The organism is Aeromonas sp. s2, assembly GCF_040907935.1.
Lineage (GTDB): Bacteria > Pseudomonadota > Gammaproteobacteria > Enterobacterales > Aeromonadaceae > Aeromonas > Aeromonas dhakensis.
The window spans coordinates 29,646-41,585 of the sequence record NZ_JBFOCR010000020.1; the positions used below are offsets into that span (position 1 = coordinate 29,646).

Below are 11,940 nucleotides of genomic sequence, written 5' to 3' on the forward strand. Positions count from 1 at the left end.
GATGAAAACAACGAATAGCAGGTCGGGTAAAACAAAGAAAGCCAGGCAAATACCCAGCTCTCTTCTACTACACCTTCCCAGTATGTCAGGCTCGAGGAACGAAGCCGACTACATCATATACGCTGGCCAGGGTTTTTTCAGCCCTTTCCCGCGCCTTTTGTGCACCTGCCGCCAAAATGGCCTGTAGATGAGCCTCATCCTGACGCAGCTCGTGGAAGCGCGCCTGGATCGGCTCCAGCAAGGCAACCACGGCCTCGGCGGTTTCGGTCTTGAGGTGACCGTACATCTTGCCTTCGAAATGCTGCTCCAGCTCGGGGATGGAGCGACCTGTCACCCCGGACATCAGGGTCAGCAGGTTGGAGACCCCCGGCTTGTTCTCCGGATCGAAACGCACCACCGCCGGCTCGTCGGAGTCGGTCACCGCGCGCTTGATCTTCTTGACGATCTGCTTGGGATCTTCCAGCAGGCCGATGAAGTTGGCCTCGTTGTCATCCGACTTGGACATCTTCTTGGTCGGATCCTGCAGGCTCATCACCCGGGCGCCTTCGGTCGGAATGAAGGGCTCCGGCAGGGTGAACACCTCGCCGTAGAGGTTGTTGAAGCGGGTGCAGATGTCGCGGGTCAGCTCCAGGTGCTGCTTCTGGTCGTTGCCCACCGGCACCTGATTGGCCTGATAGAGCAGAATGTCGGCCGCCATCAGCACCGGATAACCGAACAGGCCGACGTTGACGTTGTTCTCGAAACGGGCGGACTTGTCCTTGAACTGGGTCATGCGCGACAGCTCGCCCATCTGGGTGTAGCAGTTCAGGATCCAGCCAAGCTCCGCGTGCTGCGGCACGTGGGACTGGATGAAGACGGTGCTCTTGGCCGGATCGATCCCCACCGCCAGATAGAGGGCGGCGGCGTCCAGGCAGGCCTTGCGCAGGGCGGCCGGATCCTGGCGGGTGGTGATGGCGTGCAAGTCGACGATGCAGTAGAGGCAGTCGAAGTCATCCTGCATGTTGACCCACTGACGCAGGGCCCCCATGTAGTTGCCGATGGTCAGCTGGCCCGACGGTTGGGCCCCGCTCAATACGATAGGTTTAGTCATCAGAGTGTTGATCCTTGTTATTCGGCCTGCCTGGCCAGCTTATTCGGCCAGCAGCGCGTCGAGCTGGGCAAACTGTTCACATACCCAGTCCGGGCGGGAATCTGCGATGGGACGGCCATAGTTGTAGCCGTAGGTCAGCCCCACCACCTTCATGCCGGCAGCCTGGGCGGCCAGCACGTCATTTTCGGAGTCGCCCACCATCAGGGTGCGCGACGGGCTGACGCCCAGCTCGTGGCAGGCCAGCAGCAGCGGTTCCGGGCTCGGTTTCTTGACCGGCACGCAGTTGCCCCCCAGCCAGAGCGCGAAGCAATCGGCGATGCCGAGGGCATCGAGGATCGGCTGCACGAAGTGGCTCGGCTTGTTGGTCACGATTCCCTGCCGGTAGCCCAGCGCCTGCAGGCGGCGCAGGCTCTGCTCAACCCCGTCATACATGGCCAGCCCTTCCAGCAGGCAGGCCTGATAGTGACGGTCAAACAGCGGACGGGCGCCGGCAAACAGCTCGGGCGCCGCGCGATAGTCCAGCGCCCGCTGGATCAGCTTGTCGGCACCGTTGCCGACCCAGGTCCGTACCACGGCCTCGTCGGCCTCGGCCAGCCCGAGTTCGGTCAGCGTACGGTTGACCGCCAACGCCAGTTGCGGGGCGCTGTCGATCAGGGTGCCGTCCAGATCGAACAGCACCAGGTCAAAATCACGTTCAGCGTTTGACATGAGAGAGCTCCGCCCGCATCTCGTCGATCACCGCCTTGTAGTCCGGACGGCTGAAGATGGCAGACCCGGCCACGAACATGTCGGCACCCGCCTGGGCAATTTCACGGATGTTTTCCACCTTGACCCCGCCGTCGATCTCGAGACGGATGTCGCGGCCGCTCTCGTCGATCAGGCGACGCACCTGGCGCAGCTTGTCGAGGGTGCCAGGGATGAAGCTCTGGCCGCCGAAGCCCGGGTTGACCGACATCAGCAGGATCACGTCCAGCTTGTCCATCACGTATTCCAGGCAGGTGAGCGGGGTGGCCGGGTTCAGCACCAGACCGGCCTGGCAGCCCTGCTCCTTGATGAGGCCCAGGGAGCGGTCGACGTGGTCGGACGCTTCCGGGTGGAAGGTGATGAGGGAGGCGCCGGCCTTGGCAAAGTCGGGAATGATGCGATCCACCGGCTTGACCATCAGGTGCACGTCGATGGGGGCTTCGATACCGTAGTCACGCAGGGCCTGACAGACCATGGGGCCTATGGTCAGGTTGGGCACATAATGATTGTCCATCACGTCGAAATGGACCACGTCGGCACCGGCGGCCAGCACCTTGGCGACATCGTCCCCCAGACGGGCAAAGTCGGCGGAGAGGATCGAGGGGGCAATCAGAAAGTCTTTCATCAGCGTCATCCATTGGCAGCGTGGCAGAAAAAGCGGCGCAATTTTACCGCAAACGAGCGCCGAAAACGACCCGCACACGGTATGGAAAAAGCGAATGCCATCATCACCCGTGGGAGATATAAAAAAACGGCACCCAAGGTGCCGTCTGTCTCAGCCGAGTGGCGCCAGTTCGGCGTCGCTCGGGTAGTATCCCTGCTCCGGCTCGATGCCGGGCGGATAGAGCGCCAGCAGCTCGGCTACCTTATTGCGGGTGCCACCGTTGCGGCTGATGGTGCGCTTGACCAGGATCTCGTCGAGGCGGGCGCCGCGATAGAGTTCGCGGGTCAGCTCGATGTCGTGGTTGCTGATGAGCACGGGCACCCCTTTGCGGGCCGCGGTGTGACGGGCCAGCCTGGCCAGCACGGCCTGATCGTCCAGGGTAAAGCCGCCGGCCGAATAGGTGGTGAAGCTTGCAGTGGTGGAAAGCGGCGCATAGGGCGGATCGCAATAGATCACCCAATCCTCTTCGGCGCGCTGGATGGCGTCAGCATAACTTTCACAGATGAAGGTCGCCTTCTGCGCCTTCTCGGCGAAGGCCCACAGCTCTTTTTCCGGGAAATAGGGCTTCTTGTAGGAACCGAACGGGACGTTGAAGCCCCCTTTCTTGTTGTAACGGCACAGGCCGTTGAAACCGTGCCGGTTCAGAAACAGGAACAGCAGAGCACGTTCGAAACTGGTATCAGCCTGATTGAACTGGGTACGTAGCCGGTAGTAGGCGGCCTTGTGGTTGTGCTCGGCCACGAACAGCTTGCGCGCCTCGGCGATGAAGCTGTCCGGCGTCTGCTTGAGGTGGTTGTAAAGCCCGATCAGATCCGGATTGATGTCGTTGAGCACATAGGCGTCGTAGTCGGTGTTGAGAAACACGGACCCGGCCCCGACGAAGGGCTCCAGCAACACACGCCCGGCCGGCAAACGCTCGGCAATCTCTTCAACCAGGGAGTATTTTCCCCCGGCCCATTTTAAAAAAGCGCGTGTTTTTTTCATGGAAATCCGGTGTTAAGAAGGCATCGACCAAAAAAGGGGGACGATTCTACCCCCTTCCCGGCCAAAATGGCTATTGCTTCAACTCTTTTTGTACCTGCGCAAACGACTTGGGCCAGGGTTGACCCTTCAGCAAGGCGGGCGACAGCTTGCGAATGGCGGCCTTGGCCTGGTTGCTGCTGGCGTAGTCCCCCTGCAGCACCACATACCAAGGGCTGCCGCGGAACTGGGTCTGATAGACCCAGATCTTGCCAGCAAGGCCATTCTCGGCCACGAACTTGTCGACCGCCTTGGTGTTGCTCGCCCCCATCAGCTGGATGCTGTAGTGGCTGCGCGGCTTCTTGTTCAGGGTGGCGGCAGGGGTCAGCGCGACCTTGGGCGCCGGAGTCGCCACCGGCTCGGCGGCAGCCGGTTTGGCCACCGGCTTGCTGGTAACCTGCGCGGGCTGGGCCTTGGCGGCTGTTGCCGGCTGGGCAGCCTGGGCGGTGGCATTGGGTGTGGCCGCCTGCTTGGCAGGCGCATCCTGGGTGGCTGCCGCCCGGGAATCGGCACCGGTCAGCTCATCCACCACCGCCGTGGGCAGGGCTCCGCTGACGTTGGGCTGCTTCATCAGCTTCTCGACCACCTCGTCAGAGATCACCACCCGGCGCCCCTCGTAGTTGGTCGATTCGGTGGTAACCGTGTCGCTCTCCACCGCCTTGGGCAAGGCCTTGGCATCGGGCTGCCAGTCACGAACCACACCACCCTGATTGATGGCGGCACCATCATTGTTCACACTCTGAGTGCCGTTCTGGCTGCTGTTGCTGCCGCCGACGGTGAGCGGATCGCCACCCGACACGGGGATCGGCAGCGCCGTGCTCTGGACGGGTTCAGGTACGGCCCCTTTCTCGTCACTGCTGAACAGGGCCGGCAGCAGATAACTCAGCGCCAGCAGGCCGCCGGCAACCAGTGCCAGCAGGGTCGCAATCTTCTTGACGGGCAACTCGGCCTGACGTTTCTTGGGCCTTCTGTCGGTCATGATATCCTCCAGTAACTGCATGATGGTGGACGGATGTCCATTCGCCACTTTCAGGATCTCTTCCACTTTCGGCTTGGGCAAGAGGGCTGTCGGGATCTTGAGCTCTTTGGCCTTCTCATACAAGAAGATACGTTGTTCGGGGGCGCTCAGTGGCGCGACTTCCAGCTCCAGTGCCGGCATGGCACGCCCTTTGAGCAACGCCTTCTGGGTGCGACACCAGACGTCACTGCCGGACACCATGATCGCCAGCTGATGGGGCACAGCCAGGGTGTCGTTGTGGCGGCACAGGCTCCACAGCTCGCCAACCAGTTCGGCAGGCAGCTCGTCTGCCCGTTCGATCAGCAGCAGCAATGTGGCCGGTTTGCCCTCCAGCATGCGAAAGAAGCTGTCTGCCAGCGCATCCTGTGGATTGAACAGCGGGCGGGCCACCACCTGGGGCAGCAACAGCTGACGCACGTCCACCATCTTCATGGCCGGACTGCCGATCAGGCTGGCGACGCGGACTTTTTCAGGCAGGCTATCGAGCATGGCCTGACACAAGGTGCCGCGACCACTACCGGGTTTGCCGGAAAGAAAAATGAAAGGGTGATTGAATTCAATCAGATGCAGCAGCCGGTCAACCAGCTGCCGCTGGGAAGGAAGCTTCAGCAGTTTATTTGTCACGACCAGACTCGATCACCGCCAGCAGTTCAGCATCGGAGACATCGGCCACTACCTGGGCATGACCGATGCCAACCGGCAGCACCAGACGCAGCTTGCCTTCCAGTACCTTCTTGTCGCGACGCATGTGGCGAATGAAGGCGGCAAAATCCATCTCGGGCGGGGCTTGTACCGGCAGATTGGCCGCCAGCAGCAGCGCCCGGATACGGGCTACGTCCTGCTCGGTCACATCGCCACGGGCCTGTGCGGTCCAGGCAGCCAGCATGGTGCCCGCCGCCACGGCTTCGCCGTGCAGCCAGTTGCCGTAGCCTTTTTCGGCTTCGATGGCATGGCCGAAAGTATGACCCAGGTTGAGCAGGGCACGCACGCCATGCTCGGTCTCGTCCTGACCGACTACGTCGGCCTTGATTTCGCAGCAGCGACGGATGGCATAGGCCAGCGCGGCCGGCTCCTGCGCCTGCAGACGGGACATGTTGGCTTCGAGCCAGTAGAAGAATTCGACATCCCAGATAATGCCGTACTTGATCACCTCGGCCATGCCGGCGGCGAATTCACGGGCAGGAAGGGTCTGAAGGCACTCGGTGTCGATGACCACGTGTCTGGGCTGATAGAAGGCCCCGATCATGTTCTTGCCGAGAGGATGGTTGACGGCGGTCTTGCCGCCGACGGAGGAGTCAACCTGGGAGAGCAGTGTGGTAGGCACTTGAATGAAAGGAATGCCACGCTGGTAGCTTGCCGCAGCAAAGCCGACCACGTCACCTATCACACCGCCCCCCAGGGCGATCAGAGTGGTATCACGGCCATGGTTGGTTTCCAGCAGAGCGGACATGATCCGCTCGAAGGTTGCCAAGTTCTTGTAGGCCTCGCCATCCGGTAGGATCAGGTGTTCAACCTGATAACCGGACAGCAGCTGGGTAATGCGCTCAAGATACAAGGGGGCGACAACGGTGTTGGTCACTATCATGACCCGCTTGCCCTTGATGGTTTGCGTCAGCACCTCTGCATGCTGCAACAGACCTGCCGCTATCTCGATGGGATAGCTGCGTTCACCCAGTTCGACCTTCAACCTTTCCATGGACGTCCTCTTGATTACATGCCGATCAACTTGACGATTTGATTGGCAACAACTTTTGCGCTCTGGTCATCAGTCTGGATGACAAAGTCAGCCACTTCTTCGTACAGGGCGTTGCGCTCTTGCGCCAGACGCTCGAGTACCTCGCGCGGCGGCTCTTCGGTTTGCAGCAGCGGGCGACGTTTGTCACGTTGCGTCCGGGCCAGCTGCTTCTCAATGGTGGTCTCGAGGTACACCACGATGCCGCGAGCAGAGAGTTTGTTGCGTGTTTCACGGCTCTTGATGGCACCGCCACCCGTTGCCAGCACGATACCCTGCTGTTCGGAAAGGTCACCAATGACCTTCTCTTCGCGGATCCGGAAACCCTCTTCGCCTTCAACATCGAACACCCAGCCGATATCGGCACCACTGCGGCGCTCAATCTCATGATCTGAGTCGAAAAACTCCATATGCAGTTGTTCTGCCAGATGTCTACCTATGGTGCTCTTGCCCGCACCCATGGGACCTATCAGGAAAATATTGCGTTTCTCAGCCATGTCTTTTCGTTAGTAATTACAAACTGTACGACCCCGACAAACTCTCGATCGGGGTACCTATGAACCTTATCTTGCGATGGATCAGGAGGGGGATTATCTCAATAGAAATCAGGACTGGCAACCGCAGCCCTTACGCCCCAGCCTCATTGGGGCGTAAGGTTATATGTGTTTTACCTTCACATGTAAAGTCTTCAGAAAGTCTCGGTGACTATCTTCGGTGTCACGAAAATCAGCAGCTCCCGCTTTTTGTTCGCGCTGGTCGTCTTGCGAAACAGCACCCCCAGACCCGGGATATCACCCAGCAGGGGGACCTTGGTCACATCGTTTGTAATGGTCTGCTGATAGATACCGCCCAGCACCAGCGTCTCGCCATTGTTGACCAGCACCTGGGTGGTGATCGACTGGGCGTTGATGGAGACGGCATCACCGGTACCGGTAGGTACGGTTTCACCCTTGGTGTCCTGGGTCACGGTCAGATCCAGGATCACCCTGTTGTCGGGGGTGATCTGCGGTGTCACTTTGAGACTCAGCACTGCCTTCTTGAAGGTGACCGAGGTAGCCCCGCTGGAGGAGGATTCCACATAGGGTATCTCGGTCCCCTGTTCGATCAGCGCCGGCTTCTGGTTGGCCGTGGTCACCCGGGGACTGGCGATGATCTCGGCCTTGCTCTCCTTCTCCAGTGCCGACAACTCGAGATCCAGCAAGGTGCCGTTCGCCAGCCGCGCCACCTGGAAGGCCAGGGTACCGGCGGCGTTGGTCACCGGCAGGTTGACGTTCAGCCGATCGTCCACCCCGGGGCGGGTAATGGTCGAGCCACCGTTGTTGTTGCCGGAACCATCATTGCCCTCGATGGAGCCCGAGGTACTGTTGCCGTGACCATCGTTCTTGGTCACCCCCCAGCGTACCCCGAGTGCCTCGTCGAAACCATCGTCTATGGTCACCATGCGCGCTTCTATCACCACCTGCTTGACCGGGATATCCAGAATATCCAGCATGCGCTTGATGTTGCTGATGACGTCGGCGGTGTCCTTGACTACCAGCACGTTGGTCCGCTCATCCACGCTCACCGCCCCCTTGGCAGAGAGCAGCTTGGTGCTTTCAGACGAGAGCAGCGCCGCCACCTCGGATGCCTTGGCATAGTTTATCTGCAGATATTCGGTGTAGAGCGGGGCCAGATCGGCAACCTGATTGCGGCTCTCCAGCTGCTGTTTCTCGCGGGCGGCAATCTCTTCTGCCGGTGCAACCAGCAGAATGTTGTTGTCGAGCCGCTTGTCGAGTCCACGCACCTTCAAGATGATGTCGAGGGCCTGCTCCCAGGGCACCCCATCCAGCCGCAGGGTGATGTTGCCCGACACCGAGTCCGTGGTCACCAGGTTGAGATTGTTGAAATCCGCGATGAGCTGCAACACGGTTCTGACCGGAATATCCTGGAAATTGAGAGAGATGGGTTTGCCCTGATACTGCTTGCCGGCACTCGCTGCGGTGCGCTTTTTCACCTCGACGATGAACATCTTGTCTGCCTGGTCGTAGCGATAATCAAACTGGCCATTGACCGACAGCTCGAACAGGGTGTCATTGCCCTGGCGAAACACCTCAACCTGAGAAACAGGGGTGGCAAAATCCTGCACATTGATCAGATTGAGCAGGTCGTCCGGAACCCGGGTGCCGTGAAACTTGGCCAGCACAGTCTGACCGCGGCTGCTGACGTCCACGGCGGCAGAGCTGTTATCCAGCGTCACCAGAAATTCCCCCTGTCCGTCCTTGCCACGTCGAAAATCCACGCCTTTGACGGAGTTGAAGTAAGCGCCACTGGCCGAAGTTTGCGGGGTTGGCAACACAGGTTTGCTGGCAACCGGCGCCGCCACCGGGGCACTCTGGCGGGCAAGCTGCTGGCTGTTGATCAATGCCGACGAGGTTGCCGGCGGGGTATTGATAAGGGCGGACGAATTCGGCTGGGGAGCCACCATCCCGGAGGAAGAGGTCGTGGTTGGCAGCGGCATGGCCGCCTTGTCCCCCAACGCAACTAACAGCTTGTTGCCCTGCTGGTGCACCTGATAGGGAGTCAGTTGATCGAGCGCAATCTTGATATCGAGACCCGCCCCCTTGCCCTCTACCTTGATGTTATCCACCCCCTGCTGCTTGATGGGCAGGGGATTCACGTTGAGTGCCCCCACCGCCCCCGGCACATGCAGCAGCAACTGGTTGGGTTCATAGGATAGCCGATCGGTAAACCCGCTGACCGGTTCACTGAAACTCAGCTCCAGCAGCAGTTGATCGGCCATCAGCGGATTGACTTTGACCTCCTGCAGGGTGGCCACCGCCCAGGCCTGGCCCCATGCACCGACGCAAAACAGCAGGGCCACTCTGGTTGCCTTACCTATTGTTGTTCTCATCGCAGTTCATCCCTGATTATCGTTTTGCTTCAAGATTGGCCATGCCCAGCTGGGTTTCTCGAGTAACCCAGCATCCCTTGCCGTCCGGTATAGTCTCAATCAAATCCACATAAGTGTCAGTGATCCTGATCACCCGCCCCTGATCCAGCCCCATATGCTGGTTGAGGCCCACTCGGATGGACTGACCATCCGGCGTTCTGATCAGGGCCCAGAGCTGCCCCTGCTTGCCAAGGGAACCCTGCATGCTCAGGCTGGCCAGTGAATAGTTCTCCAGCACCTCTTTCTCTCTGTTGGCGACAATCTGGGCGCAATCCGGTTTCACCTTGGCATCCGTCTTGGCACTGCTGGCCTCGGGCTGGGGAGCGATGAAGGGACTGCGCTGGTCACTGAGATGATAAGCCATGGGAGAGAAGGGCTTTATTTCGGGAAGAGGTTCAATGGGAACCGGCTTTCTGGCCTTCACCTCGGCCACGTAATTATCCATGTCATCCTGACCGCCGCAGGCCGTCAGCAACAATGCCGGCAACAAAACGCAGAGTATCCTCATTTTTTCTGCTCCACCGTCTTGCCGTTGTATTTATAGGTCTTGGCCAGCATCGACATGGCGATCATGTCATCCTGCTCCTTGCCCTGACCCAGCGTGAACGACTCCAGAATGACGATCCTTGGCAAGGCCGCCATGTCAGCCGTGAACTTGCCGATCTCATGATAGGTACCCACCACTTCTATTCGCATGGGCAGCTCGGTGGAAAACTCGTGCTTGATCTCCGGCTCCCAGTTGATGCGATTCAACTTGAGGCCATTGTCGGTGGCGATGAAGCTGATGTCATCCAGCAGCCCGGCCACCTCATGAGTATTGGGCAGCTGTTTGAGCTGGGTATCGACCAGTTGTTCAAGCTGCACCATCTGCGCCTTGTAGGCACCGAGATTGGCGGCCAGCATCGCCTTGCTCTCAAACTGTGACTTGAGCTCCGCCTCCTTGTCGGTTTCCTGGGTCAACAGAGTCAGCGACTTGGCAATCACGTAGTAATAGATGGCGCCCCCAAGCAGGGCACAGAAGAACAGGATGAAGATCCCCTTGGCCAGTTTGGGCCAGCTGGCGATGTTGTTGAAATCCAGTTCGTTGAGCTGTTGCAGGTTCATTTCTGCCCCTTAGCCATGTCGAGGCTGGCTCCAGCCGCCACGGCGACCTGGAACATCATGGAAAACTGGCTGAGCGAAACTGGTACCACGTCAGCCGCAAAGATGGTGCTGATCTGCGACTGCCCCAGCCAGCCGGAACCATCGATGCGACGCATCATGCTGGCCACCCTGCCATAGGCTTCGGTCTTGCCGTTCACGTCGATCCGGTTGTCCTGCAGAGCCAACGTGTTGAGATACACCCCATTGGGTACCAACGAAGGCAGCTGGTTGAACAGGCGAACCGGCAGATTGCGACGCATCTGCAGGTGTTCGATCAATTGCATGCGATCGATCAACTCCTTGCGCCGCTCCTTGAGCAGGCGGATCTCGCCAAGCTGGGCATCGAGGATGGTCATCTCCTGCAGCAAACGCTGGTTGCGTTGCTGCTGATGGCCTATCTGCTGCTCCACCAGCCAGTCGGCGGCAAAGCCAAGTGAAGCCGTGATGGCCATGAAGATGCCTAGCATGACCCCGAATTGCTTCTTCTGCCGCTGGGCCCTGGCCTCGCGCCAGGGCAAGAGGTTTATATTTGACATGGCGTGAAGCTCCTCAATGCCAGACCCAGCGCCGTCATGTACTTGGCACCATGGGCAGCGACCTCTCCCTTGGGTTTGCCGAACAGGGTAAAGGGATCGGGATGCAACACCTCGCAGCTGAGCTCGTTGCCAATCTGAGCCGCCAACCCGGGCAGCAGGCTGCCCCCTCCGCTCAACACCAGTTTGGAAAGCTCCCGGTGGCCGGAAGAGCTGCAAAACAGCTGGACGTTGCGCCGCACCTGCTGCAGCAACGCATTCATGTGGGGCAGCAACACATCCAGCTCGTGATCGATCGGCAACTTGCCCTGCAGCTTGGCCTGCTCGGCATCATCCAGAGAGAGGCTGTAGAAAGAGGCCAGTGCCTGGCTGTATTGGTCGCCACCGAAGTTCTGCAAGCGGGAGTAGATCACCTCCCCCTTCACCAGCGCGGCAAATGTCATGGCGCTGGCGCCGATGTCGATGACACCGACCGGTTTGTCCCACTCCTGCAGCTCAGGCAGACAGGCGAGTACCGCCCGCCCCAAGGCGTGTGCCCCGACATCCACCACCTTGGTGGTCATGTCGGCTTCCGCCAGCGCGGTGACCCGACCATTCACGCTCTCGGTGCGGGCCGCGCTCAGCAGCACCTCCTGGCGCTCCTGATCGGCGACCTTGCCCAGGATCTCGAAATCCAGGCTCACTTCATCGAGGGGGAAAGGAATGAGTTGTTCAGCCTCAAGCTGGACCTGATTTTCCAGCTCGCTTTCACTCAGGCTGGCATCCACCTGAATGACCTTGGTGATCACGTTGGAACCGGTAACGGCAGTAGCCACATACTGGCTGCTGCCCGAGATGAGGCGCTTGAGGCCCTTGAGAGACTGGCCGACCCGCTCGATATCCTGCAGCTGATAATCGACCAGGGTGCCTTTGGGGGTGGCAACCTCCGCCACGGATTCGAGGTGCAGCTTGCCGGGACGGCCGGTGATGGTCACGGCCTTGATGGTCTGACTTCCAAAATCAATGCCTGCCAGTGGAAGCAGAGAACCCTTGTTGAATAGCCCAAACATATACACATCCATGCGTTA

Annotated in this window: 12 protein-coding genes; all 12 read right to left on the reverse strand. The window is 59.7% G+C overall.

Going from position 1 to position 11,940, the window contains the following annotated elements; genetic code table 11:
• Nucleotides 1–85: 85 nt before the first annotated feature.
• Nucleotides 86–1,090 (reverse strand): tryptophan--tRNA ligase, encoded by a 1,005-nt coding sequence (gene trpS / locus AB5Y81_RS15865; protein ID WP_005298400.1) that lies wholly within the window; start codon nucleotides 1,088–1,090, stop codon nucleotides 86–88.
• A 39-nt stretch (nucleotides 1,091–1,129) separates the two neighbouring features.
• Nucleotides 1,130–1,798: a phosphoglycolate phosphatase gene (locus tag AB5Y81_RS15870; RefSeq protein WP_017765004.1), complete on the reverse strand. Its 669-nt coding sequence runs from the start codon at nucleotides 1,796–1,798 to the stop codon at nucleotides 1,130–1,132.
• Complete coding sequence (rpe, locus tag AB5Y81_RS15875) at nucleotides 1,785–2,459, reverse strand: ribulose-phosphate 3-epimerase (protein WP_010633199.1); 675 nt, start codon at nucleotides 2,457–2,459, stop codon at nucleotides 1,785–1,787. Before rpe ends, AB5Y81_RS15870 begins: the two co-directional genes overlap by 14 nt.
• Before the next feature lie 150 nt (nucleotides 2,460–2,609).
• Nucleotides 2,610–3,482 (reverse strand): Dam family site-specific DNA-(adenine-N6)-methyltransferase, encoded by an 873-nt coding sequence (locus AB5Y81_RS15880; RefSeq protein WP_017765003.1) that lies wholly within the window; start codon nucleotides 3,480–3,482, stop codon nucleotides 2,610–2,612.
• Between the two features lie 70 nt (nucleotides 3,483–3,552).
• Nucleotides 3,553–5,160: an SPOR domain-containing protein gene (locus tag AB5Y81_RS15885; RefSeq protein WP_279485429.1), complete on the reverse strand. Its 1,608-nt coding sequence runs from the start codon at nucleotides 5,158–5,160 to the stop codon at nucleotides 3,553–3,555.
• Complete coding sequence (gene aroB, locus AB5Y81_RS15890) at nucleotides 5,150–6,232, reverse strand: 3-dehydroquinate synthase (RefSeq protein WP_017781611.1); 1,083 nt, start codon at nucleotides 6,230–6,232, stop codon at nucleotides 5,150–5,152. Before aroB ends, AB5Y81_RS15885 begins: the two co-directional genes overlap by 11 nt.
• 14 nt (nucleotides 6,233–6,246) lie before the next feature.
• Nucleotides 6,247–6,765, reverse strand: a complete 519-nt coding sequence (gene aroK / locus AB5Y81_RS15895) for a shikimate kinase AroK (protein WP_005298388.1) — start codon at nucleotides 6,763–6,765, stop codon at nucleotides 6,247–6,249.
• A gap of 191 nt (nucleotides 6,766–6,956) precedes the next feature.
• Complete coding sequence (locus AB5Y81_RS15900; RefSeq protein ID WP_201891794.1) at nucleotides 6,957–9,158, reverse strand: type IV pilus secretin PilQ; 2,202 nt, start codon at nucleotides 9,156–9,158, stop codon at nucleotides 6,957–6,959.
• A gap of 16 nt (nucleotides 9,159–9,174) precedes the next feature.
• Entirely contained in the window at nucleotides 9,175–9,705 is a 531-nt protein-coding gene (locus tag AB5Y81_RS15905; RefSeq protein ID WP_005298376.1) for a pilus assembly protein PilP, read from the reverse strand.
• Complete coding sequence (gene tapO / locus AB5Y81_RS15910; protein ID WP_005298374.1) at nucleotides 9,702–10,301, reverse strand: PilO family type IV pilus biogenesis protein TapO; 600 nt, start codon at nucleotides 10,299–10,301, stop codon at nucleotides 9,702–9,704. Before tapO ends, AB5Y81_RS15905 begins: the two co-directional genes overlap by 4 nt.
• Complete coding sequence (gene tapN, locus AB5Y81_RS15915; protein WP_017778957.1) at nucleotides 10,298–10,876, reverse strand: PilN family type IV pilus biogenesis protein TapN; 579 nt, start codon at nucleotides 10,874–10,876, stop codon at nucleotides 10,298–10,300. The genes tapO and tapN overlap by 4 nt, the downstream gene beginning before the upstream one ends.
• On the reverse strand, nucleotides 10,864–11,934 hold the full coding sequence (gene tapM, locus AB5Y81_RS15920; RefSeq protein WP_017787953.1) for a PilM family type IVa pilus assembly protein TapM: 1,071 nt from the start codon (nucleotides 11,932–11,934) through the stop codon (nucleotides 10,864–10,866). Before tapM ends, tapN begins: the two co-directional genes overlap by 13 nt.
• Nucleotides 11,935–11,940 lie beyond the last annotated feature (6 nt).

Bases quoted from the DNA above. Each gene is read 5' to 3' on its own strand.
- aroB (WP_017781611.1), bottom strand. From the start codon at position 6,232: ATGGAAAGGTTGAAGGTCGAACTGGGTGAACGCAGCTATCCCATCGAG.
- tapN (WP_017778957.1), bottom strand. From the start codon at position 10,876: ATGTCAAATATAAACCTCTTGCCCTGGCGCGAGGCCAGGGCCCAGCGG.
- rpe (WP_010633199.1), bottom strand. From the start codon at position 2,459: ATGAAAGACTTTCTGATTGCCCCCTCGATCCTCTCCGCCGACTTTGCC.
- AB5Y81_RS15900 (WP_201891794.1), bottom strand. From the start codon at position 9,158: ATGAGAACAACAATAGGTAAGGCAACCAGAGTGGCCCTGCTGTTTTGC.
- tapM (WP_017787953.1), bottom strand. From the start codon at position 11,934: ATGGATGTGTATATGTTTGGGCTATTCAACAAGGGTTCTCTGCTTCCA.
- aroK (WP_005298388.1), bottom strand. From the start codon at position 6,765: ATGGCTGAGAAACGCAATATTTTCCTGATAGGTCCCATGGGTGCGGGC.
- AB5Y81_RS15880 (WP_017765003.1), bottom strand. From the start codon at position 3,482: ATGAAAAAAACACGCGCTTTTTTAAAATGGGCCGGGGGAAAATACTCC.
- trpS (WP_005298400.1), bottom strand. From the start codon at position 1,090: ATGACTAAACCTATCGTATTGAGCGGGGCCCAACCGTCGGGCCAGCTG.
- AB5Y81_RS15905 (WP_005298376.1), bottom strand. From the start codon at position 9,705: ATGAGGATACTCTGCGTTTTGTTGCCGGCATTGTTGCTGACGGCCTGC.
- tapO (WP_005298374.1), bottom strand. From the start codon at position 10,301: ATGAACCTGCAACAGCTCAACGAACTGGATTTCAACAACATCGCCAGC.
- AB5Y81_RS15870 (WP_017765004.1), bottom strand. From the start codon at position 1,798: ATGTCAAACGCTGAACGTGATTTTGACCTGGTGCTGTTCGATCTGGAC.